The sequence below is a fragment of the Flavobacterium tyrosinilyticum genome (genome assembly GCF_023656565.1).
In the GTDB taxonomy this organism is placed as follows: Bacteria; Bacteroidota; Bacteroidia; order Flavobacteriales; family Flavobacteriaceae; genus Flavobacterium; species Flavobacterium tyrosinilyticum.
Map to the genome: position 1 here is coordinate 368,017 of NZ_JAMOKG010000002.1, position 24,025 is coordinate 392,041.

Here is a 24,025-nt window from a genome sequence, read left to right on the forward strand (position 1 = left end):
GCTTTTCTCATTTTAAAACTTTCCAATTATTGAAAATAGTACTAGAAAATAAAGGTATTAAAACAGAGACTTATTATATACCGCCTTTTACTTTGTATGAAGGCGAAATTGTTGTTTTGTTCTTATACAATGGAATGCATTTTTATGATACAGAAATGTATCTTAAAGATATTTTTTGCGGGGTCATAAAACATGAAAATGTTACTATAAATAGAAAAATGTTTTTTGTTGATTTTTTTAAAGGGTCAAAATTTAGGGATATTTTTTTTCCTTCAAAAGTTAACAGGTACCTTAGAAAAGATGCAGATCTTACAAATCCTTTTCTTGTAAAATTGTTTGAAGACAAATATGTTACAAGAAAAACTAAAATGAATAAACTGGGAGGAACTCAACGAAAGCTGTTAAGTTTATATAAAACGTTTTCAAAAACAAAAGATATTGTGTTTGACGTAGCGGGTTTGGATTCTAGTGGAGCTTTATTGACGTTTAAGTTGGTAGAAGAAACTATAAAAAATGGGGGATCAGCCATTTTACTTGATGGTTTTGAAGAAATAAAAGGACATACTTCTAAATTTATAACCTTAGAATGGAATGACGGTCGTCTTCCGCTTCAAGATAAGATTAATTTAAATTTTTAAAAGGAAAGTAAAATTTTTGCAAAATAAAAACCTCTCAGAAATGAGAGGTTTTTTGTTTTTATATAAAAAAATATCGTTTTACGGCTTTCCTCAATTTAGAAGAAATTTGTTTGTATATATTAGCAAACAGAAAATGGAGATGAGAAGCTTTCTCGGAAAGGCAAATCAATTATAAAAACCAAAAACTATATATAACCTCAAAAATTAATTTTTAAATGAAAAAAAGCATTTTTATTTTAGGATTGCTATTTATTACGAGCATGAGCTTTAGCCAGACAAAGGTTAAGCAAGATATAAAAGCAACTAATAAAACGGAAAACAAAACTTATGATCCGAAACTTTTTGGATGCTGGAAAGGCTCTGAAATGGGACAACAGCAAGAAGGAGTAAATAAATATTGGGTGTCATGTCGTTTTGAAAACGGAACAAGTGTCTTACTTTTTGTTGCGATGTACGAAAACGGTAAAGTCGATCAAATTACTGAAAATGGTAAATGGTGGGTTGAAAACGGAAAGTATTATGAACTACATAACTATGATGGTGTAATTGATGTTTATAATTATCAAGTTACAGATCAAGGCGTTAATTTCCAGTCTATTGAATTAATGGGAAAAAAGGACAATACTTATAAGTTTACCGATTATAAAATATTAGATTAATTGAAGTGATAAGGTTGTTATTTAGATAAAAAATCTCTTTGAAATAGAGAGGTTTTTTTGTTTATTGATTTTTACCTAATATATTTACTTTTATTAAGAAAACTTACTAAACAAACAGAATGAAAAAAAAACTACTATTACTTTCCATCTTATTTTTAACCTTTCAATTAAGAGCACAGCAAGAAGTTTATACCTCTTTAACAGGGAGTCCAAAAAATGTTGTAAAGTTTAAAGAAAAATTTTATTTTACTGATGCTAATGGCGTACAAGCAGTCGAACTTTGGGAAAGTGATGGTACAGCTAGCAATAATAAATTAGTTAAAAAAATTTTTGAAGGAACTGAAGATACTGCTTCTCAAATAGGACTAAAGGAATCAGCTGCAATTTTGAAGGACAAGCTTTATTTTATAGCGCAAGATGAAGATTCTAAAGGTGAAATTTGGAGAACAGATGGAACTTCAGAAGGAACAGAAAAAGTAACTAATTTTATTAACGGTAGAGCAGTTAGATTAACTACTGTAGGGGATTTTATTTATTTTATAATTGCGGAAGAAAATGATATTAAGGAGGTTTGGAAAACTGACGGCTCCCCAATAGGAACTTCTTTCATAAAAAGTATTGAAAATACTTGGCAACCTAGTTTTCAAGGAAAATGCAATAATGTATTTGTATTTACTTTGCCTAATCCACTGAAAGGGACTAAGGTTTGGAGAAGTGATGGAACACCACAGGGTACATTTGCCTTAACTGAAGGATTGTATGGAAATGGATCTGGTTATAACTTAATTGGTAATTCATATACAGGAGGTACTTCTTTTTTGTCACAGTATTTAGAATTTAATAATAAACTTTACTTTTCAAGTGCTAATTTTCTACATGAGACCGATGGAACGTTAGAAAATACAAAAATAATAGCTAATACAGGATTTGGTCAAAATTCTGTAAAGTATAGTGACATTATTGAAGAAGAGAATAATCTATATCTGCAATTTTATTCAGATGAAACTAATTCGCTTAAAATTTGTAAGTATGATATTCTTAATAAGACGTTTACTGAGATATATAAAAATGATACAAGTCAATCTTTTTCTCCCTTTATTTTAGCAAAAACAAATGATTCTTTACTATTTGGAGCATCTAATGTGAACGGCGGAACTTCTATAATGTCCTTAAAGTTTGGTGACAATACAGTTAACGAAATAAAGCAGATTTTAAAAGTTACTGAATTAGATCAGCCGTTGTGGTTTGTCGGTGGTGGCACAAGTTATATTCTTAAAATAAATACGGAGGAATATTTTATTGGTGTTGCAAGAGAAGAAGGAATTTATACAAGAGGTAGGGGATGGATATTAAACACAGCGCTAAATACATTGGAAAATATAAAAGCATTAGATAATATTTTTGAACCATTTGTGTTTAACGACATTTTATATTATCGAAAGGGAACTCGATTGTTGAAATATAGTAATAATTTAGGAACTGATACAATAGAATTTATTCCAACAATAAATTTATATCCAAATCCATCTTCAGATTATATTAGAGTAACTACAATTAATAATTTGCCAGTAGAAAATATTCTAGTATTTGATTTAAACGGAAGATTGGTAATTAGTAAATCAAATAGTAACGAGATTAATATATCTCATTTAAGTCAAGGAATTTATTTTGCTAAAATTTCTTTGGATGGGAAGATGATCAATAAAAAAATAATCAAGAATTAAAAACTTAAAAGACAGCTCCTATAGCTGTCTTTTAAGTTTTGATTTAGTTCGCGCCAGAAATACAACACAATTCTATAAAGTTTGTCATTTCGACCGAAGGGAGAAATCTTCGCAAGTAGCTCCGCAAAAGTGCGTGCCCAGCGTACGAAGATTTCTCCTCCGTCGAAATGATAAGATTGTGGATAAACAAAAAACCTCTCATTTTTGAGAGGTTTTTTTATATCAATTCAGGTTTTATTAAACTTTACTTTTTATCGAAGCTTTCGGTTTACGTTTTAATTTTTCAATCAGGGCATCGGCTTTTGCGTTTTCAGAAATAGAGCGTAAAGATTCTGCGTAGCGGTAATAATAAACGGGATCTAGATCGGTGGTTAAGGCGAAGAGTTCGCTGTACCATTCGGCTGCTTTTTCCAGTTCGCAATTCGAATAAGATGAATTTCCTAGTTTTTGAAATAAGTCTACAGACTTGTAGCCTTTTGCTGCAACCTTTTCGTAGGTTCTTATAACATCGACATAAGCATACTTTTCGCCGACTTTTTCGGTTCTATAATAAGTTTCGTTTTGTGCAGAAGCACGAAATGAAAATACGATAAACAATACTAAAATAGCTAGTTGTTTTTGCATAGGTTTAGTTTTGGTTGTGGTATTTAATCGTATTCTTAATTGTTTTTGAAAATCTTTTTTCGCCGCCAAAAACAGCTTTAAGCAATTATAAACTTTAAAATTCTGTATTTATTATATATTTAATGCGCTTTTTGATGTACAAATATATGGAAATCAAGGATATGAACTGCATTTTAACGATGTTTATTCAGTTTTGTCGATTATATTCCATTTTTGTAAATGATTGATTTTATATAATTTATATATTTTTTTTGAATGAAAAACAATTTTTAAAACATAGTTTTTCCTTTACAGAAAAAATATCATTTAACTTTATATCACTTAAGGTTTTCAAGATGACAATACAGGAATATTTAGATAAAATAGAGGCTTTACAAAACGAAAAAAATAAGATTGTATTTTCTGATAATGCTGATTTGGATCTATACATTCAAAAAATAAAAAATGAAACGAGAGAACTGTCTTTTACTCTTACTGAAATATTTCAAAAGTCAAATTCTAAAATGACAATTATAAATGAGAATATATTGGAAATGTTTTCAAATCATTTGGGCTTGTTGTTTTTAGAAGAACAAGAATCTGGAAATGTATGTTTTGCCAACAATAATGACGTTAGGCCAGAATATAAGCAAAGTTTCAAACTAATAGATGGGCTGGACTACGTTTATGCTTTTTCACATTCTACTGCTTTTAAAGAATCTCAAAAAATAATAATCACATCAGAAACAGATCTTTTTTGGAAATTGGCAAAAATAGGTTCAAATTTAAGAGAAAGAACTTTAAATAAATAACCTTATAATAATTACTTGTTGCTTAAAAAACAGGTATTTATACTTTAACCAGTGAGTTTTTTACAATGTATTTTTGGTTGGCACTTAAAAACATAAAACTATGGAATCAGGTTCTAATCAATTATTAAACGATTTAACCCTTAAATGTACGGCAGGGGGCACTAGAATTGCTACTTCTTCAGGAGAAAAAGCTATCGGTGATTTGCATACAGGAGACTCAGTTCTGGCATTTTCTGTAAAATTAGAATCAGGCAAACTTGAATTCTCCTCATCAGAAGCAAAAGTTATATTTAGCGAGGGTGGGCAAGGGCAAAATAAAGCGCTTTATATCAATTTTGGAGATTATAAAGAAATTATCTGCACCTTAAACCAGCCCTTTTTACTTAAGAATGGCAAATACGTTAGAGGTTCAAAATTAAGAACGGGACAGGAGCTTGTAGATGCAAAAGGGAATGCTGTTGTTATTAACAGCATTTCATTGGTAAATTATTCTGGAATGATTAGTAATATTGCTGTTGGTGATTTTAAGTTTACTAGCCCAGATGGTCATTTATTGTTGGCTCAAGGAATCATAATAGGAGATTTTGCCTTTCAATTATCTTTTGATTCTCTTCCTGATAATTTAAAAGAATAAAAAAGAATATATAAAAAAAGCAGCTCCTGGTACGGGCTGCTTTTCTAATTCTTTTGGGGGCAAAAAATTAACGACGGAAAGATGGACTCTGATTAACAGATTGGTCTAACTTTACAGTCTTCACTTTTTTAGCAGCGACTTTAATTTCGTGTTTCGCAACTTTGTCGTTTGCTTTCACTTCTAGAACATACGTTCCAGCAGGAAAACTTTCTAAACTAATTGTTTTAGAAATTTCTAACTTGTCTGCTGCAGATTCTCCCGCATAAAGTAAATTGTGATTTTCGTCGTAGATAGAGAAAGATGCATTTTCTACAGTGTCTAAAGTAAAGCTAACTACTTTTCCATTTCCTGTTTTGATATTTAAAATGTAATCACCTTTTCCATCAATGGCGTAGGTAAACACAGTCGCTAAAAAAAAGGCAGCAACTAAACCAGCTTTGGTAAATTTTGTCATGTTTTTTTTAAATTGTTAATTACTAAATGTGGAACGCGTAAAACTACAAATACAAATTTAATTTTTAGCAATAAATTAGCATTTTTAAATGCTTAAGTTATTGAATTGTAATTATTTCGGCATTTTGTTTGAACTATGTACGTAAATACTGGTCTTTTGGATTTGTTTTTAGAAAACTTTTTTTAACACTTAAAAATCAAAGAGTTGAATTAATAAGAATAATTTTCAGAAATTTTCTGTTTCATCATCTGTTTTAATTTTTAAACAAAAAAAACAGCTCTGTAACCACCACGAGCTGTTTCTTATAAGCGTAATTTTTAAATTTTCTAACCTCAATTTATACCTTTTTGAAGTATAAAATTTTAGCGTGTAGCAACACTAGTGTTTTTAGCAAAACCAGATTTGTAAACAGAAGAAACTGCATTTCTCGATAAAGATGCATTATCTCCTATTGTGATTTCATATTTTACTCTTTTTACACTGTCTTCTACTTCTAAATAGTAAGTTCCCTCAGGAAATTCTTCTAGGCTGAAAGTTCTTAAAATTCCATCTTTTCCAGATGCGCTTTCAGAATAGATTAAAGTTCCGTCCTTATCATAAATAGCTAAATTGGCTTTCTGTACTTTGTTAAGTGCGAAAGTGATCAGTTTTCCATTAGCTTTTAATACATGAAGATTAAAATCTCCATTTCCATCAATTGCGTAAGTGCTTATTCCTGTGAAAAGCAACGCTGCTACTAAACTCAATTTTGCAATCTTTTTCATGGTACTTAGTTTTAAATTAATAGTTCTAATTCTCTGATGCTAAATTACTTATGTATTACATGAAAAAGTGCAACTGTATTTTCCTATTTCTATGCTATATTCTCATTTACGAAACCGTTATAGGTTAAAACGTGAATTATTTTTAACGTTTTTGTTAATTAGGTTATTATTTTTCAATGTTTTACTTGGGTTTAAGTTTACAATGGGTTAAGGATTTATTTACAAAAACGAAGTGAGTTTTTTAACCGCAAAGTGCGCTAAGATTTACGCAAAGTACGCTAAGAATTATTATACAAGAAGGTTTATAAAACGAAAAAGTTCGCAAAGCTTTGTGGAAAAAACTTTGCGAACTTTGCGTAAATCTTTGCGAGCTTTGCGGTTAAAAACTTTGTGGTAAAAAAAAACAGCTCTATAACCACAAAGAGCTGTTTTTAAAACTTTTGAAAGTTTTTAACTTACTAACTATCTAACCTCACTTTTATACTTTATGAAAGCATAAACTTTTTAGCGTGTTGCCACGCTTGTATTTTTAGCGAAACCTTCTTTGTAAACAGAAGAAACTGCGTTTTTAGATAAAACAGAAACTTCATCAGTTATTGTGATTTCGTATTTTGCTTTTTTTGTATTGTCTTCTACTTCTAGAAAGTAAGTTCCTTCTGGAAATTCTTCTAGACTAAAAGTTCTTAAAATCCCATCTTTACCAGATGCGCTTTCAGAGTAAATTAAAGATCCATCTTTATCGTAAATTGCTAAGTTGGCTTTTTGCGTTTGGTTAAGACCAAAAGTGATTTGTTTACCATTAGCTTTAATTACATGCAGGTTAAAATCTGCTGTTCCATCAATTGCATATGTGCTTATTCCTGTGAAAAGCAATGCTGCTACTAAACTCAATCTAACAATCTTTTTCATGGTATTTAGTTTTTAAATTAATAGTTCTAATTCTCTGATGCTAAATTACTTTAGTTGTAAGTAAAAAATCAATACTATATTCTCCAATTTATATGCTATATTCTCATTTACGAAACCGTTATATGTTAAAATTCAAGTTATTTTATACTGTTTTTCTTGATTTGGTTATTATTTTTCAACGTTTTTAATGATTTTTAATTTACATTGAGATAACGATTTGTTTAAAAAATGTAGGAGGTTTTAAAAGGTACTAAGGTGCTAAGTTTTTATTTGGATTGTTTATTGTAGCGCAAAGGGCGCAGAGGTTACGCAAAGTTCACAAAGATTTTTTGAGTAAATTTTATAGAATAAAAAAGTTCGCAAAGCTTTATCTTAATATAGCTTTGCGAACTTTGTATTTGTAACTTGGATAAAAAAAACTTTGTGAGTCTCTGCGAAAAACTCTGTGAGTCTCTGTGTTATAACCCAAAAAAAAGTAAAGAGCAAAAAAAAACAGCTCAGTAACCACAAAGAGCTGTTTTTAAAACTTTTGAAAGTTTTTAACTTACTAACTATCTAACCTCACTTTTTATACTGTATTAGAGTATAAAGTTTTAAGTGCCGTGAAGAATTGCACTTAACCTTAATATTTTCTTAGTTAACAGAAACTGTACCTTTTGAAGATAAAACAGAACTATTAGCGTCAACAGTGATATCGTATTTTACTTTTTTGAAGCTGTCGGCAACCTCTAAAATATATTTTCCTTGAGGGAATTCTTCTAAACTGAAAGTTCTTAAGATTCCGTCTTTACCAGAAGCATTCTCAGTATAGATTAAAGTACCATTTGTATCATATATACTAATAACTGCTTTTTGTAATTGATTAATTCCAAAAGCAATTACCTTGCCATTTCCTTTTAATACATGAAGATTTAATGCTTCATTTCCATCAATTGCATATGTACTCATTCCTGTTAGAAGTACTGCAAATACTAAACTTAATTTCATAACCTTTTTCATATTCTATAGTATTAAATTTTTTTCGTTCATTTCTCTGATGCAAAGTTATAGCATCATGTGTGGTATTTTAACATCTATATTTTCCAATTTATATGCTATATTCTCATTTACGAAACCGTTATATGTTAAAATTTGACTTTAATGTTGTGTTTTTGTTAATTTGATTGTTTTTATTCAAAGTTTTTGAAAAACCGAATACTCCTTAAAATTTCTATTTTTCTTACAAATTTTAAGATATTGGTATAAAATCGTGTTTTAAATAAGATAAATAGAAAAAAAGTAAGGAAAAAAAATAAGACCCTAAAAAAAAGCCGAATTTGGTATAAATTCTTCAGCGTTAAGAACGTTATTTTAATGTAAAATTCGCATTTACGAAACCGTTATAGGTTAAAATTTAAATTATTTTAGGTGATTTTGTTAAATTTGCTATTATTTTTTAAAGAAATTATCATGAAGACTATTGCCCCAGCTCTTGAAGTGATAACTAACTCATACGGAAGTTCTTTTACCTACGCTAAACACGCCGAAAAGACCAATAGCAAAGCTCATTTATGGCACTATCATCCAGAAATTGAGTTGGTCTATATAAACGGTGGGGCAGGAAAAAGACAAATAGGAAGCCATGTTTCTTATTATACCAATGGTAGTTTACTTTTAATAGGAGCTAATTTGCCGCATTGCGGTTTTACAAATGAGCAAACAGGAAATACAACGGAAACCGTTATCCATATTAAACCTGAATTTTTAGGAAGCGACTTTTTTGTTGCGCCCGAAATGAAAAAGGTGCAGAATATTTTGAAACAAGCTAAAGGCGGAATCGCTTTTGGAGGTGAAACGAAAAAACGTATTGGTAAGAAAATTGAAATGATGGAGAATGAACCGCCATTTCAAAGACTTATAACGCTTTTGAGTGTTTTAGACGAACTGGAATCGGCTGAGGAATATACCATTTTAAATGCCGACGGATTTTCGATGGAATTGCAAACTCAGGATAATGATCGTATGAATGTGGTTTTCAATTTTGTGAAAGATCATTTTCAGGAATCTATTTCTATAGATGAGGTTTCAAGTTTGGTAAGTATGACCACGCCTTCTTTCTGCCGTTATTTCAAAAAGATATCCAATAAAACATTTACGGAGTTTGTAAATGAATATCGTTTAGTGCATGCTTCAAAACTTTTGGCAGAACAGCCAATGAGTATTAACGAAGTTTGTTACGAAAGCGGTTTTAATAACTTCAGCCACTTTAGTAAATCGTTTAAACAATACACTGGTAAAAGCGCTTCGCAATACCGCCACGAGCATAAGATTATAATCAGCTAGTTTTGGCTTGAGTTTTTTTTTAGCCACGAATTCACGAATTCTATTTAATATTAATTCGTGAATTTGTGGCTATTTTTTTATTCTATGCATTACGCAAATTGTTATAAATTAATTAGTGAAATTCATTTTCAGTAAATTTTATTTAATAAAATTCGTGAATTCGTGGCTATTTTTTTTACTCCAAAGCAAGTGGGATTTTTCATATGTTTTATTCTGAAAAAAGTTATATTTACAAACCCTAATCAGAAAAAAAATATCAAAATGAAGAAATTTAAAATGCTATTGTCTGCATTTTTGCTTTGTCTTACCACCATGACATATGCTGCAAAAGTAGACACACTTCAAGTTGCTAGTACCGCAATGGGAAAAACCTATAAAGCAGCGGTAGTTTTGCCAAATTCTTATGCTAAAAGTAAAACGGCATTTCCTGTAATGTACCTTTTGCATGGTGCATACGGACACTTTAGCGATTGGTTAAAAAATACTCCAAATAAAAAGCTGATTCATAATCTGGCAGATCAATACAATATGATTATTGTAATGCCAGAAGGAGAGACATTTAGTTTTTATATTGATAGTCCTGTAAATAAAGAAAGTCAGTTTGAGACTTTTGTTACGCAGGAAGTGATTCAGAAAGTAGATAAAACTTATAAAACAATTGCCAATAAAACTGGAAGAGTAATCACTGGACTTTCAATGGGCGGACATGGCGCATTGTATTTGTCGGCTAGACATCCAGAATTATTTTGTGCAGCAGGAAGTATGAGTGGGGCAGTAGATATGAGTACGATGCTTAACAGAGATTCTTCTGCGCAGATTGTAAAATTAATGCAGCCTGTATTTGGGGACAAAAGCGGCAATACCGAATTGTACGAACAAAATTCTGTTTTAAGAATGGCCGATAAATTAAAATCAAATAAGCTTCCTTTAATAATAGATTGCGGTGTAGACGATTTTTTAATTGAGCCAAATAGAGAATTGCACAGAAGATTGGTTTATAACAAAGTTGACCACGATTACACAGAACGTCCAGGAGCTCATACTTGGGATTATTGGGAAAACTCACTTCCGTATCACGTATTATTTTTTAATAAAATACTGGCTAGAAATCAGGTGACTGTGAAAAAATAAGGACATTTTTATGGTAAAATAAGCCAAATCACTTTTTTTGGTTTAATTTTTGGAATACCTTTATATATAATCCTTAAAAAAATAATAATTATGAAAAAGATACTTACCTTATTTGCAGTTATCGGTTTAATTGCATTTTCTAGCTGTGAAGGACCAGAAGGGCCTCCGGGACCTCCGGGACAAGACGGACAAGATGGTGGATTAATTGCGGAAGTTTTTGAACTTCAAAACGTAAATTTTGATTTTAATAGCACAGATGGCTATAATATTTATAGAAAATTGACTCCAAATATTTATGATTCTGATGTTGTTTTAATTTATAGATTGGCTGGAACTGTTAATCCAACAACTCCAATTTGGCAGCAAATACCTAGAACGCTGTATGTGGCTCAGGGAGAGCTCGATTATGATTTTGATTTTAGTAAAGAAGATTTTACAATTTATGCTGGAGGAACTTATGATTTAGCATTAACGCCAAATCTTATCAGAAATCAAACTTTTAGAATCGTAATTATTCCAGGTGCTTTTTCAACAACAGGAAAATCTGCTAGCAAGCCTGATTATTCAGATTATAATGAAGTAATTAAGGCGTACAACATTGATGATAGCAATGTTAAACAAATAAAATAATTCTTGAATTGAATATAAGAAAAAAAGGAAATCGTAAGATTTCCTTTTTTTATGAATATATGTTTTGAATCTAATTATTCTTCGCTTGACGAATCATTTAAAACCTTTTCTGGTCCGAATTTAAGAGAAACTAAGATTCCTACTAGAAGAGATAAAGCAATAAATCCTAAAGAAGCCCATTCTGGAACGTGGAAGAAATCGTGCAAAAGCATTTTTAAACCAACAAAAGCTAAAATGGCTACTAAGCTGTATTCTAAATAACTGAATTTTGCCAGCATATTGGCTAAGAAGAAGTACATAGAACGTAATCCAAGAATGGCAAAAATGTTCGAACTGAATACTAAAAACGGATCTTTGGTAATAGCAAGAATTGCAGGAACACTGTCTACAGCAAATAAAACGTCCATTACTTCAATAACAATTAAAGCTACAAATAGTGGAGTAGCTGCTTTTTTTGCCGTTTTGGTTGAAATGAAAAATTTCTCACCATCTGTCTCTGATGTAATCGGTATAATTTTGCCTAATGTTTTGTAAACGAAAGAATCTTTTGGATGAAAGTCTTCGTCTTCTCCAGAAAAAAGCATTTTTATAGCGGTAAATATTAAGAAAACTCCAAAGACGTAAGTTGTCCAAGTAAATTTATTGATCAGCATCACTCCGAAGAAAATCATTAATCCACGGAAAACAATCGCTCCTAAGATTCCCCAGAATAAAACGCGATGCTGATATTTTTGCGGAATTTTAAAGGAAGCAAAAATAATGGCAATAACAAAGATATTGTCGACACTCAAAGAAAGCTCAATTAAGTAACCGGTAATAAACTTCATTGAAGCAACGGCTGGCTTCAAATTATCTGGATTATCAATATAATCTGTAGTGTACAGCCAATAAATTACTCCCGAAAAAAGGAAAGACAAAGTAACCCAAACCAAGGTCCATTTGCTGGCTTCTTTTGTGCTAATAATATGGGGTGTTTTATTAAAGACACCTAAATCTAAAGCAAGAATAAAAACTACAGCAAGTAAAAAGAGTGACCAGACTATCATAATGATTTTTTTTAATGATTTACAAAGATAAGTTTTGATGTTTAACTTAATTAATTTAAAAATTAAATTAATCCTAAAATTAAGTAATATTTTTTATTTGTAAATTGTTAATTATTATAAGGTTATGAGGTTTTGGAATGGAAATAAAAGTAAGATCGGAACTTTATCAAAGTTTTAAACTTTGACAAAGTTGGCAGTAACTTGTAATTTAAACTTGTCTGTTTTAATATAAAAAAAATGCCAGCAAATAATGCTGGCATTTTTAAAATATATTGTAAGCTTAAAATTAAAGCGCTGATTTAACAGTTTTGATAATTCTAGCGGCAATTTTGTAAGGGTCTCCGTTTGAAGCTGGTCTTCTGTCTTCCAACCATCCTTTCCATCCTTTTTGAACAGTCATTAAAGGAATTCTGATAGAACATCCTCTGTCTGAAACTCCATAAGAGAAATCGTGAATAGAAGCAGTTTCGTGTTTACCAGTTAAACGTTGGTCGTTGTAAGCTCCGTAAACTGCGATGTGCTCAGCAGTAACAGGACGGAAAGCTTCACAGATTCTTTCGTAAGTTGCTTGGTCTCCACATGTTCTTAAAACTTCGTTAGAGAAGTTAGCATGCATTCCAGAACCATTCCAGTCTGTATCTCCTAGAGGTTTTGGGTGGTATTCAATATAGTAACCATATTTCTCAGTCAAACGGTCTAATAGGTAACGAGCAACCCAGATTTCATCTCCAGCTTTTTTAGCACCTTTAGCAAATAATTGGAATTCCCATTGTCCGCAAGCAACCTCTTGGTTGATTCCTTCAAAGTTGATTCCAGCAGCGATACATAAATCAGCATGCTCTTCAACTAATTTTCTTCCGTGTGTGTTTTTTCCACCTACTGAACAGTAGTACATCCCTTGTGGAGCAGGGTATCCTCCAACTGGGAAACCAAGTGGAAGTTGAGTTTTAGTATCCATAATGAAATACTCTTGTTCGAAACCAAACCAAAAATCATCATTATCATCATCAATTGTAGCTCTTCCGTTAGAAGGGTGTGGAGTTCCGTCTGCGTACATAACTTCAGACATTACTAACCATCCATTGATACGAGTTGGATCGGGATAAATTGCAACAGGAACTAAAAGACAGTCAGAAGAACCACCTTCAGCTTGTTTAGTTGACGAACCATCAAATGACCAGTTTCCAAGTTCTTCTAATGTTCCTTTGAAGTTTTCGTGTTCTTCAACTTTAGTTTTACTTCTAAGATTTTGAGTTGGTTCATATCCATCTAACCAAATGTACTCTAACTTAATTTTAGCCATAATAATATAAATTAATTTTTTTGTTTTTTTTCGTTGGGTCAAATATAGATTTATTTTTTTAGTCCTAAAAATTAGGGGGCTATTTTGTTTTGCGAAGTATAATTTTTTGGATAAGCGCAATTTTGTGAGGGGTATATTTAAAAAAAAGCAATTTTAGTAAGCTTAAAAAAATAAATTCGTAATAATTACGGCTCATTTTTGAATTTATGAGTTAAGAAATTATGAAAAAATGTTTATTTAATCAATAATACCGTACAGTTTTGTTATATTTCTACGATTTGAATTCATTATTCTTTGAAAAAAGCATTTTATGTTGAAAAATCATTGACTAAAAATCTATAATTTATATTCCAAACAGGCTTATTTATTGTTTATATTTGTTGCTTCTTTTTTTAATGAAAATTAGTACGAATTTAAAATATACATAACCATGTCAACATTACGTTTCCAAGCTTTACAACAAGCTTCTAACAGAAAGCCGGTACATTTTGAAGAAATTGGCCGAAAATCAAATCTTTTTGGTGCAAATGTGTTTAATGAAAAGGCAATGAAGCAATTTTTAACTTCAGATGCATTTAAAGGAGTAAGAGATGCCATTCAGCACGGAACTAAAATCGACAGAAAACTGGCAGATTATATTGCTATGGGAATGAAAGAATGGGCTCTTTCTAAAGGAGTGACTCATTATACGCATTGGTTTCAGCCTCTTACTGGAACAACAGCAGAAAAACACGATGCTTTTTTTGAAACTTCTTATGACGGAAGCGATCCTGTAGAAAAATTTGGAGGAGCACAATTAGTGCAGCAAGAGCCAGATGCATCTAGTTTTCCGAATGGCGGAATCAGAAATACTTTTGAAGCAAGAGGATATACTGCTTGGGATCCGACTTCTCCAGCTTTTATATATGGTACAACTTTATGTATTCCAACCGTATTTATTGCTTACACAGGTGAAGCTTTAGATAATAAAATACCTTTATTAAGAGCATTGTCTGCAATTGATGAAGCCGCAACAGAGGTTTGTAAATACTTTGACAAAAACGTAAAAAAGGTAACTGCAACATTAGGATGGGAGCAGGAATATTTCTTGATTGATAAAGCACTGGCAAATTCTCGTCCTGACTTAATGATGACAGGAAGAACTTTGTTAGGTCATACTTCTGCAAAAGGCCAGCAGTTAGACGATCACTATTTCGGGTCTATTCCAACTCGCGCTCTTACTTATATGAGAGATTTGGAGCAAGAATGTATGTTATTGGGTATTCCGGTAAAAACACGTCATAATGAGGTTGCGCCAAATCAGTTTGAGTTAGCGCCGATTTTTGAAGAAACGAATTTAGCGGTTGACCACAACTCTTTATTAATGGATGTGATGCAGAGAGTTGCAGAGCGTCATGATTTTAAAGTATTGTTTCACGAAAAGCCATTTAAAGGAGTAAACGGTTCTGGAAAACACAATAACTGGTCGTTGGCAACAGATACCGGAGTTAACTTGTTGAGTCCGAGTAAAACTCCAATGAGCAATTTACAGTTTTTGACTTTCTTTATTAATACGATAAAAGCAGTAAACGACAACGAAACTTTATTAAGAGCGTCTATCGCAACAGCAAGTAACGACCATAGGTTAGGAGCAAACGAAGCGCCGCCTGCAATTATGTCGGTATTTATTGGAGCGCAATTAACTAAGGTTTTATCTGAATTAGAAAGCGTAACAACAGGAAAACTTTCGCCAGAAGAAAAAACAGATTTGAAATTGAACGTTGTTGGTAAAATTCCAGACGTATTATTAGACAATACAGACAGAAATAGAACTTCACCTTTTGCTTTTACAGGGAATAAGTTTGAGTTTAGAGCTGTTGGATCCAATTCAAACTGTTCGAATGCCATGACAACTCTGAATGCGATTGTAGCAAAACAGTTAATTGATTTTAAAAATGAAGTAGAGAATTTGATTGAAAATAAAGACATGAAAAAAGACGATGCGATCTTTAATGTCTTAAGAGAATACATCAAACAATCTAAAAAAATCCTTTTTGAAGGAGACGGTTATAGTGAAGCTTGGGAAAAAGAAGCGGCTAAAAGAGGCTTGAGCAATTTTAAAACTACTCCAGAAGCTATTAAAGCTAAGGTTTCTAAACAAGCTTTAGAATTATTTGAGCAATTAGGAATCTTTAATCACGTAGAAGCTGAAGCTCGTTATGAAATCGAATTGGAAGAATACACTAAAAAAATCCAAATTGAAGGAAGAGTTTTAGGAGACATTGCGAGAAATCATGTAATTCCAACAGCAATTCGTTACCAAAATACTTTAATTGATAATGTAAAAGGATTGAAAGAAATTTTTGCAAAAGAGTTTGAGGCTTTAGCCAAAGAACAGATTGTTTTAATTAAAGAAATTTCGGGTCACATTGAAGGAATCAATTCTAAAGTATTGGCGATGACTAATGAAAGAAAGAAAGCAAATCAATTGACTGATGCTCAAAAAATGGCAGAAGCGTATTGCAATAACGTAAAACCTTACTTTGATGAAATTCGTAATCACTGTGATAAATTAGAATTATTGGTAGATGACGAAAGCTGGACATTGACCAAATACAGAGAATTATTGTTTACCAAGTAATTATATAGTAACAATTTGTTAAAGCCTGTCTCAAAAAGACAGGCTTTTTTTTGAGATTATAATAAAAAAATGGTTTGCCAAGAACTTTTTTGCCACTTATACCCCCTTAAATGTAAAGAAATTGTAATAAGTATCTTTTTTCCTATGAAAATTTTTAAGCATTTGGGCAGTTCATCGAGATAGTATTACAGTTCATCGAAAAGAGGTTAATATGTTGTAAAATAGGTATTTGTACGTGAACCGCTTTTAGAGAAAGTTTTCTAATTTTGGTCGTGAAGAAAAGAAAATAGATTTAAAATTTGTTTTCAAAATGATAGAATAAGCTCCCCACTTTTTCCTCCCCGGGATTATAAACCTACAGAAGAACCTACATAATAATTTGTATTAATAACCAATTAAATATATTTATTATGAAAAAAGTAATTTTAAGCATCTCCGCGATGCTGTTTGTAGGTGTAGCAGCAATTGCTCAGGGAAACACTTCATCAGTAAACCAGGTTGGAAATTCTGACACAGGTATTGTAAATCAAAATGGTCAAACGAATGATTCTAAAATCGACCAATTAGGAGATTCGAACAAATCTGAAGTTTATCAAGGAATTCAGCCAGGAGTTTATAATGCAAAAAATAATGCAGCTGATGTAAAACAAAAAGGAAATAATAATACTGCATTTGCTTCTCAAAGTAACCATGACAACAAAGCTTACCAAACTCAAACAGGAGACTGGAATAAAGCAACAATTTGGCAAGATCAAATCGCTCCACCACTATCAGCATTAGGCGGATTTGATAAAGCAACTCAAACACAAACAGGAAAAAACAACGAAGCTATTATTGATCAAGGTACAACAGGAAACGAAAAACCAACTGGAGCTCCTTTCAATGCAGCTCAATTGGCAGCTGTTAATGCTGTGAGTGTGCCATTTGCTCCTCATAACACTAACGAAGCTACTCAAACTCAAAACGGAGATGGTAACTACGCTTATGCTACTCAAGGAGGTGTTAAAAACAAATCATGGCAGACACAAAAAGCTCCAGCTGGAACTTCTGTAGCAGATGGTAACAAATCATACCACTATCAATATGGTAATGAAAACAAAGCTACTACATCTCAAGATGGTACTAAATTGAAAGAAAGCACTTTGCAAATTGGTAACAACAATACTGCAACTGTAACTCAAACTGGTGCTGCTCATAGCAGTGTTGCATTTTCACAAGGTAACTTGAATACAATTACTGTTACTCAATCAGGACTTTAAGAGTAAAAACAAAATGTGATAGCCGTAAAACGGTTATCACATTTTTTAATCTAAATTATTAAATGATGAAAGCTTTCATTTTATACATAATACTTTTGATCTTTTATTGCCCTGTGTTTTATGCTCAGGAAAAAGCAGATAATTCAGAATTTAAAAATTATAGTTCATCGCTTTTTAATTCAAAAGAGAAAGCATTTAGTATTGTTTCTAATTTGAATAAAAAAGAAAAAAACGAATTGAATTCTAGAATTCCATCTGGCGTGCAAATTCAGCAGATAGGAGATTTTAATACAGTTTATGCGTTTTTAAAATCGAACGATACAAAAGTTGCTATAGATCAAAATGGCGATAGCAACGCATTATTGTTAAATAAAAATGCTAAAACAATTACTCAAAGTGTTGTTCAGCAAGGAGACAATAATAAGATTACCGATTTTACATTGCACACTAATTACAATGTAAATATGGAAATGATCCAAAAAGGAGATAATCAAAGCATTCAAAACATTGGAACCAATTCACTGTCCAAAAACATGAAAATTACGCAGACAGGAAATGGGGCCTCAATTATTCTTATAAATAATTAAAATAATATGCATTTTATAAACAGACATATTACAATCTTTTTAATGCTTTTTGCAGTTTTAGCCTATGGACAAGTTCCGCAGGATAAGATAAAAGCAAAAATTGAAATAGAGAAAGTAGAGAACAGCGTAAAAATTACAGGTACTGCAGAGAACTTAACAGATGTTATTCGAAGTGCCGCTTATCGCTTGTCTGTTATAAAAAATAATGATAAAAGTAATAATCAATCTAATAATGAGCAAGTTGGTGTTTTTACCTTACAGCCCAACGAGATTCAGAAACTATCCACCTCTCAAATTAATTTGGCCACAGATGACGAAGTAATTGTATTACTATTGTTTTATGATGAAGACAAACAAATTGTCGCAAAAGATCGTGTGGTATTAGGTGAAAAAAAAAAGATAATGTAATAGTCCTTCCTACTGATGGGTTTGTTTTAAGAGGTATTATCACCGATGATACTAAAACAAAAGCGGGAAAAGATTTTTACGATAGGTATTATTACAAATACAATGAAATAGGGATAAACGCCGAAAAAATAGTAACAATAGGTGAAGAATATAGTTTTGCCAGAAATACTGCAATATCTATAGTAATAGATAATGAAGTTATTTATAATTTTCTAATTAGGCCAGACGACGAATTTTTAGATGCGGTTGCAGAAGAAGCTGTAAACGCAACCTTTACTTATTTGAAAGAAAAAGAAAAAGAACGCAAATATTTCACTCAGTATTAATTTTATTATTAGCGCTATGAAATTTATTTTAACCTTCGCAGCAGTACTCTGCATTTCTCCGTTTATAAACGCTCAGGCATTAGTTTATAAACCAGTCAATCCGGCTTTTGGAGGAGACACCTTTAATTATCAATGGCTTTTAAGCAGTGCAGAAGCACAGAATAAGCAAAAAGATAAAACAGCAGTTCCTGCAACACAAACTGATTTAGAACGATTTAAAACCAATTTAAATTCGCAATTGTTAAGTCAGATCTCTAGCCAGCTTTACAAACAGCAATTTGGTACAGATGGTATCAAAGAAGGCTCTTATACGTTTGGGAGTTATTCGGTAGATGTTTTTCCGTCATCAGATGGATTAACACTTAATATTTTGGATACCAATACAGGAGAGCAAACACAAGTAATCATCCCAAATCAATAACATGCGATTACATCACTACCTATTTATTTTATTTGGATTTCTTTTTAATGGCTGCGGCGCTTACTATAATCAACCCACTGGAGTTCAAAAAGCTGTTTTGGGAGAGGGAACGCCTGCGACATCATTATTAAAAGATTTGCCAAAACCTAAGGAACAAGTTGTCGTTGGGGTCTATAAATTTAGAGACCAAACAGGACAATATAAGCCTCAGGAAAATGGAAGCAGTTTTAGTACAGCTGTGACCCAGGGAGCCACTTCTATTTTGATAAAAGCGCTGGAGGACTCAAAATGGTTTATACCAATTGAGCGTGAAAATATTGGAAATCTATTGCAGGAGCGAAATCTTATTCGTGCTACTCGTCAAGAATATATAAAAAATGCTGATCCGAATGAACCGCAGCTAACCCCTTTATTGTATGCGGGAGTTTTATTAGAAGGAGGAATTGTTTCCTATGATTCTAATATTATTACGGGCGGATTTGGTGCGAGATATTTTGGTGCAGGAGCATCTGTAAAATATCGTCAAGATCGTGTAACAATTTATCTTAGAATGATTTCTACATCAAACGGTAAAATTTTAAAATCTGTTTATATTTCAAAAACGATCTTGTCGCAAGCAATCGATGAGAGCCTTTTTAGATATGTCAATTTTAAAAGACTTCTAGAAGTAGAAACGGGATATACTACCAACGAACCAGTGCATATGGCTGTTACAGAAGCTATAGAAAAAGCTGTTGAATCTTTAGTATTAGAAGGAATAAAAGATAATGTCTGGGAAGCCGATGCTCCAAAATGGGAAGTTGATAATTTACTGAAAGCTTATGCCGAAGAAACCAAAACTGCCGATGTAACTGGTTTGTATGACAGAGTGCTTGAAAACAGAAGAAGTAAATTTGCTATAGAACTTTCTGGCGGTACTACTTTAATGGATGGAGATTATCGAGATCCGCTATTACGACCTTTTGGACGCGGAGCTTTAAAATGGATGCTTACTCCAAGTTTTACAGTAAGCGCTTCTACCAATGTTGTAAACCTCGCTAACAAAAATTTACTTGATGTCGGGTATATTACCTACGATCTTAATATGGAATGGATTATTCTCCCAAAAGATCGTTTTACTCCATATTTATATGCTGGAGGAGGATATGGTATGAATAGGAAATTTGAAAACACGTACGGAAAATTTCAATACGGTGCGGGTTTAGAATATATGGCATCAGATCGCATAGGAATAAAATTATTTGCTGAGCAGAATATCAATTTCAGTGACAATCTTGATTATATCGTAGCAGGAACACGTGATGATTACTATTATAAATTTGGGTTAGGACTAACGTTTTATTTCGGCAAAAAGAAAAAGTAATAGGCTAGAAATTTCGAAAATAGAAGACACACGTTTAAATCTTAAAGCAAGCTAATCATGAAGAATTTATACAAAATAATAAGTGCAATGTTTTTAGTGGTTTTGAGTTCCTGCAGTGAAGAAAAAATTGGATCATCTGATTATGGAACCGTTACCGGAAAAGTCGTTAACAGCGAAACTTTTGTGCCGATGGAAAATGTGAAAATAATGTCTAGCCCAACAACTAGTACAGTATTTACAGACGCCGAAGGAAAGTTTACAGTTTCCAATGTTAAAGTTGGCGAATATTCTTTTCAAGCGCAAAAAGATGGCTTTACAGCAAAATTTGAATCAGTCAACGTGACAGCAAATAATACATCAGAAATTGTTTTTGAATTAAGTAAATCTACGGCAAATAATAAACCGCCAACAGTTCCTGTCTTAACAGTTCCTGCAGATAATAGTGTAAACCAACTCGTAAATTTAGATTTAACTTGGACTGTTACAGATCCAGATAATGATGCAATGACCTATACTGTAACGCTTAGAAATGATAAAAATAGCGATGTGGCTGTTTTTAATGACATAAAAGATAAAAAGTTGACAGTCACAGATCTTATTTATGGAACTAAATATTATTGGCAAGTTACAGTAAATGATGGAGTAAATACTCCTGTATTAAGTACTATCAGCACTTTTTCTACAATAGCATTTCCTGCAACAAGGCATTTATTTGTGAAAAGTATCAGTGGCAATAATGTAATTTTTACTGCAGATGATGCTGGCAAACAATACCAATTGACAAGTTCAGAAAAAAATAGCTGGCGTCCTAGACGAAATAATCAGGCTCAAAAAATTGCTTTTATAGGAACAAGCGGTTCGCAAAATGATATTTATACTATGAATTTTGACGGAACCGATATTAAAAAGGTTACAAGTTCGGTTTCTATTGCAGGATTTAATGCAGATTATTTAGGTTATTCTTGGAATGCATCAGGAAGCGAATTTATCTATCCAAATTTTGATAAATTATACCGAATAAAAAGCGATGGCAGCGGATTGACAAAAATCTTCCAGACTCCAAACGGTAAATTTATTTCAGAATGCGACTGGAGTGCAGATGGAAGCAAAATAGCCTTAAAAGTGAATGATATAAATGGATATAATGTGGAAATTTATGTTATAAATCCGTCGGGTGTAATTGTTACGCCTGTGTTGGCAGGAGAGCAAGGTGCCGTTAGTGGTTTGAATTTTTCTGTTTCAGGTCTAAAATTAGTTTACACAAAAGATGTTTCAGGATTTGAGAGTTCCAATTATCGTCAGTTGGATTCTAAAATTTTCGAATACAGTTTTATTCTTGGAAATTCATATCAATTGGCTACAGAAAAAATCGCAGGAACAAATGATTTAGATGTTCGATACTCTCCTAATGAAGCAGAATTAATTTTTCTAAATACTTCAAATGATGGCATCTCTGTAAAAAACGTCGTGAAATGCGGTATTGGAGTTGCGAATTCGAGAACTACCTTATTCACAGGATCATCCATGCCCGATTGGGAATAAAAAATAATAAACCAAGCTTTAATAACCAATTTTATTTCGGGAGATCGGCAGAATATATAATTCTGCCGATTTTTTTTATCAATCATATAATCGAATAAGGCAAAGAATTAAAAAAAGGGATTATCTTTGCTGCACATCAACACAAACTAATTTTCATGAGTTCAGATTCTAGCAAAAGATATGCACAAAGAGGTGTTTCGGCATCAAAAGAAGACGTACATAACGCTATAAAAAATATTGACAAAGGTTTATTTCCGCAAGCATTCTGTAAAATTGTTCCTGATTATTTAACTCAGGACGATGCGCATTGCCTTATTATGCATGCTGACGGAGCAGGTACAAAGTCGTCTTTGGCATATATGTACTGGAAAGAAACTGGAGATCTTTCTGTTTGGAAAGGAATCGCTCAAGATGCCCTAATCATGAATATTGACGATTTATTGTGTGTTGGTGCAACAGATAATATCTTGCTTTCTTCTACAATTGGAAGAAATAAAAACCTGATTCCAGCTGAGGTAATTTCTGCAATCATTAACGGAACAGAAGAATTAATAAACGAATTAAAATCATTCGGAGTTACCATTCATTCAACAGGAGGAGAAACAGCCGATGTTGGAGATGTAGTTCGTACTATTATTGTAGACTCTACCGTAACAGCTCGTATGAAACGCAACGACGTTGTAGACAACGCAAACATTAAAGCAGGAGACGTAATTGTTGGTTTGGCTTCTTTCGGACAAGCAACTTACGAGAAAAGCTATAATGGCGGAATGGGAAGTAACGGATTAACTTCTGCACGTCATGATGTTTTTGGAAAATATTTGGCTAAAAAATATCCAGAAAGCTACGATGCTGCAGTTCCAGAAGAATTGATTTATTCTGGACAGGTTAATTTAACAGATGAAGTTGAAAACAGCCCAATCAATGCGGGCCAATTAGTGCTTTCTCCAACTAGAACCTACGCTCCAATTATCAAGAAAATTTTAGATAAATATACTCCAAGAGAGATTCACGGAATGGTGCATTGCAGTGGAGGAGCGCAAACTAAAATTTTGCATTTCGTAAAAGATTTACACGTTATAAAAGACAATTTATTTCCAGTGCCACCATTGTTCAAATTAATTCAAGAACAATCAAAAACAGATTGGAAAGAAATGTACCAGGTTTTCAATTGCGGTCACAGAATGGAGCTTTACGTTCCAGAAAGTATTGCACAAGATATTATCGAAATTTCGAAATCATTCAATGTTGATGCGCAAATTGTAGGTAGAGTAGAAGCATCTGATTCTAAAAAGCTTACTATTACAAGCGAATACGGAACATTCAATTATTAAAATAAATTAACCATATAAGTGATATAAGTTCATTTTAAACTGGCAGATTTGATTGTCAGGCTGAGGGAAGTCGAAGTCCTATTTTGATTTGACAGCTTTCGATTTCACTCAGAAAGAATTTATATTTTCTTATATCACTTATATGGTTTAAAAATATTTAACTATGTACGAATTACTTTTTTGGAAATATCTAGACGAAATCTACCTGAACAATCAGGAAGTTTATGAAGCTCTTGTTGAAAAACAAGAAGTTGAAGGTCTGGCTGAACTCCAAGTTGAAGTAATCGTAAATAGAATAAATTCAGTCTTTTCTGAATGGGAAAGAGTGGATGAAAACAGCTGGAAAAACCCAAAAGGAAAAGGTGCATTTCAAGTAATCACTACTCCACAAAGCATAAAAATTGACTGCTACGGAACAGAAGGAAAAACCATGAATAAATTGGTAGATATTATGGAGGAATTCAAATGTCCGCTTTACGACCCGCAAGTTCCAGAACGTTACGATGAAATGAATGAGTAGTTTTTTGTTTAAAGTT

General features: G+C 32.3%; 25 protein-coding genes. 18 read left to right on the forward strand and 7 right to left on the reverse strand.

Going from position 1 to position 24,025, the window contains the following annotated elements; all coding sequences use genetic code 11:
• The first annotated feature begins 29 nt into the window (after positions 1-29).
• The 3 genes from NCC77_RS09330 to NCC77_RS09340 all read left to right on the forward strand — a co-directional run bounded on the left by NCC77_RS09330 (position 30) and on the right by NCC77_RS09340 (position 3,021).
• On the forward strand, positions 30-638 hold the full coding sequence (locus NCC77_RS09330) for a hypothetical protein (protein ID WP_250835325.1): 609 nt from the start codon (positions 30-32) through the stop codon (positions 636-638).
• Positions 639-853: 215 nt separating this feature from the next.
• Complete coding sequence (locus NCC77_RS09335) at positions 854-1,297, forward strand: hypothetical protein (RefSeq protein ID WP_250835326.1); 444 nt, start codon at positions 854-856, stop codon at positions 1,295-1,297.
• Between the two features lie 119 nt (positions 1,298-1,416).
• Positions 1,417-3,021: a T9SS type A sorting domain-containing protein gene (locus NCC77_RS09340; RefSeq protein ID WP_250835327.1), complete on the forward strand. Its 1,605-nt coding sequence runs from the start codon at positions 1,417-1,419 to the stop codon at positions 3,019-3,021.
• A 237-nt stretch (positions 3,022-3,258) separates the two neighbouring features.
• On the opposite strand, the gene NCC77_RS09345 is transcribed toward NCC77_RS09340, so the two are convergent.
• Positions 3,259-3,645, reverse strand: a complete 387-nt coding sequence (locus NCC77_RS09345; RefSeq protein ID WP_250835328.1) for a flagellar motor protein MotB — start codon at positions 3,643-3,645, stop codon at positions 3,259-3,261.
• A gap of 335 nt (positions 3,646-3,980) precedes the next feature.
• Between NCC77_RS09345 and NCC77_RS09350 the strand changes: the two genes are divergently transcribed.
• Positions 3,981-4,436, forward strand: coding sequence for a hypothetical protein (locus NCC77_RS09350; RefSeq protein WP_250835329.1), 456 nt, complete (start codon positions 3,981-3,983; stop codon positions 4,434-4,436).
• Positions 4,437-4,536: 100 nt separating this feature from the next.
• Positions 4,537-5,070 carry a polymorphic toxin-type HINT domain-containing protein gene (locus tag NCC77_RS09355; RefSeq protein ID WP_250835330.1) on the forward strand — a complete coding sequence of 178 codons (534 nt, stop codon included), beginning with the start codon at positions 4,537-4,539 and terminating at the stop codon, positions 5,068-5,070.
• 67 nt (positions 5,071-5,137) lie between these two features.
• On the opposite strand, the gene NCC77_RS09360 is transcribed toward NCC77_RS09355, so the two are convergent.
• The 4 genes from NCC77_RS09360 to NCC77_RS09375 form a co-directional block, all read right to left on the reverse strand.
• Entirely contained in the window at positions 5,138-5,524 is a 387-nt protein-coding gene (locus tag NCC77_RS09360; RefSeq protein WP_250835331.1) for a T9SS type A sorting domain-containing protein, read from the reverse strand.
• 362 nt (positions 5,525-5,886) lie between these two features.
• Positions 5,887-6,288 carry a T9SS type A sorting domain-containing protein gene (locus tag NCC77_RS09365; RefSeq protein ID WP_095929872.1) on the reverse strand — a complete coding sequence of 134 codons (402 nt, stop codon included), beginning with the start codon at positions 6,286-6,288 and terminating at the stop codon, positions 5,887-5,889.
• A gap of 504 nt (positions 6,289-6,792) precedes the next feature.
• Positions 6,793-7,197 (reverse strand): T9SS type A sorting domain-containing protein, encoded by a 405-nt coding sequence (locus tag NCC77_RS09370; RefSeq protein WP_250835332.1) that lies wholly within the window; start codon positions 7,195-7,197, stop codon positions 6,793-6,795.
• Positions 7,198-7,830: 633 nt separating this feature from the next.
• The gene (locus NCC77_RS09375; protein ID WP_250835333.1) at positions 7,831-8,196 is read right to left on the reverse strand and encodes a T9SS type A sorting domain-containing protein; all 366 of its coding nucleotides are present in this window, start codon (positions 8,194-8,196) and stop codon (positions 7,831-7,833) included.
• A 450-nt stretch (positions 8,197-8,646) separates the two neighbouring features.
• Here NCC77_RS09375 and NCC77_RS09380 point away from each other — a divergent pair, with 450 nt between their 5' ends.
• The 3 genes from NCC77_RS09380 (at position 8,647) to NCC77_RS09390 (ending at position 11,280) form a co-directional block, all read left to right on the forward strand.
• Positions 8,647-9,519: an AraC family transcriptional regulator gene (locus NCC77_RS09380; RefSeq protein WP_095929875.1), complete on the forward strand. Its 873-nt coding sequence runs from the start codon at positions 8,647-8,649 to the stop codon at positions 9,517-9,519.
• Positions 9,520-9,780: 261 nt separating this feature from the next.
• Positions 9,781-10,650 carry an alpha/beta hydrolase gene (locus NCC77_RS09385; RefSeq protein ID WP_250835334.1) on the forward strand — a complete coding sequence of 290 codons (870 nt, stop codon included), beginning with the start codon at positions 9,781-9,783 and terminating at the stop codon, positions 10,648-10,650.
• Between the two features lie 90 nt (positions 10,651-10,740).
• Positions 10,741-11,280: a hypothetical protein gene (locus tag NCC77_RS09390; protein ID WP_250835335.1), complete on the forward strand. Its 540-nt coding sequence runs from the start codon at positions 10,741-10,743 to the stop codon at positions 11,278-11,280.
• Between the two features lie 74 nt (positions 11,281-11,354).
• On the opposite strand, the gene NCC77_RS09395 is transcribed toward NCC77_RS09390, so the two are convergent.
• Together NCC77_RS09395 and NCC77_RS09400 are read right to left on the reverse strand one after the other, a co-directional pair.
• Positions 11,355-12,326: a TerC family protein gene (locus NCC77_RS09395; RefSeq protein WP_250835336.1), complete on the reverse strand. Its 972-nt coding sequence runs from the start codon at positions 12,324-12,326 to the stop codon at positions 11,355-11,357.
• Between the two features lie 286 nt (positions 12,327-12,612).
• Positions 12,613-13,629 carry a glutamine synthetase beta-grasp domain-containing protein gene (locus NCC77_RS09400; RefSeq protein WP_012024410.1) on the reverse strand — a complete coding sequence of 339 codons (1,017 nt, stop codon included), beginning with the start codon at positions 13,627-13,629 and terminating at the stop codon, positions 12,613-12,615.
• Between the two features lie 430 nt (positions 13,630-14,059).
• Between NCC77_RS09400 and NCC77_RS09405 the strand changes: the two genes are divergently transcribed.
• The 10 genes from NCC77_RS09405 to NCC77_RS09450 all read left to right on the forward strand — a co-directional run bounded on the left by NCC77_RS09405 (position 14,060) and on the right by NCC77_RS09450 (position 24,009).
• Positions 14,060-16,249, forward strand: coding sequence for a glutamine synthetase III family protein (locus tag NCC77_RS09405; RefSeq protein ID WP_250835337.1), 2,190 nt, complete (start codon positions 14,060-14,062; stop codon positions 16,247-16,249).
• A 410-nt stretch (positions 16,250-16,659) separates the two neighbouring features.
• The gene (locus tag NCC77_RS09410) at positions 16,660-17,508 is read left to right on the forward strand and encodes a hypothetical protein (protein ID WP_250835338.1); all 849 of its coding nucleotides are present in this window, start codon (positions 16,660-16,662) and stop codon (positions 17,506-17,508) included.
• A 65-nt stretch (positions 17,509-17,573) separates the two neighbouring features.
• Complete coding sequence (locus tag NCC77_RS09415) at positions 17,574-18,095, forward strand: hypothetical protein (protein WP_250835339.1); 522 nt, start codon at positions 17,574-17,576, stop codon at positions 18,093-18,095.
• A 6-nt stretch (positions 18,096-18,101) separates the two neighbouring features.
• Entirely contained in the window at positions 18,102-18,503 is a 402-nt protein-coding gene (gene csgH, locus NCC77_RS09420) for a curli-like amyloid fiber formation chaperone CsgH (protein WP_250835340.1), read from the forward strand.
• Positions 18,504-18,541: 38 nt separating this feature from the next.
• Positions 18,542-18,829, forward strand: a complete 288-nt coding sequence (locus NCC77_RS09425) for a curli production assembly/transport protein CsgE (protein ID WP_248730006.1) — start codon at positions 18,542-18,544, stop codon at positions 18,827-18,829.
• A gap of 16 nt (positions 18,830-18,845) precedes the next feature.
• Complete coding sequence (locus NCC77_RS09430) at positions 18,846-19,250, forward strand: curli production assembly/transport component CsgF (protein WP_250835341.1); 405 nt, start codon at positions 18,846-18,848, stop codon at positions 19,248-19,250.
• Position 19,251: 1 nt separating this feature from the next.
• On the forward strand, positions 19,252-20,613 hold the full coding sequence (locus NCC77_RS09435; protein ID WP_250835342.1) for a CsgG/HfaB family protein: 1,362 nt from the start codon (positions 19,252-19,254) through the stop codon (positions 20,611-20,613).
• A gap of 57 nt (positions 20,614-20,670) precedes the next feature.
• Positions 20,671-22,155 carry a carboxypeptidase regulatory-like domain-containing protein gene (locus NCC77_RS09440; protein WP_250835343.1) on the forward strand — a complete coding sequence of 495 codons (1,485 nt, stop codon included), beginning with the start codon at positions 20,671-20,673 and terminating at the stop codon, positions 22,153-22,155.
• A gap of 155 nt (positions 22,156-22,310) precedes the next feature.
• On the forward strand, positions 22,311-23,489 hold the full coding sequence (locus NCC77_RS09445) for an AIR synthase related protein (protein ID WP_250835344.1): 1,179 nt from the start codon (positions 22,311-22,313) through the stop codon (positions 23,487-23,489).
• A gap of 163 nt (positions 23,490-23,652) precedes the next feature.
• Entirely contained in the window at positions 23,653-24,009 is a 357-nt protein-coding gene (locus NCC77_RS09450; RefSeq protein ID WP_250835345.1) for a hypothetical protein, read from the forward strand.
• The last annotated feature ends 16 nt before the right edge of the window (positions 24,010-24,025 follow it).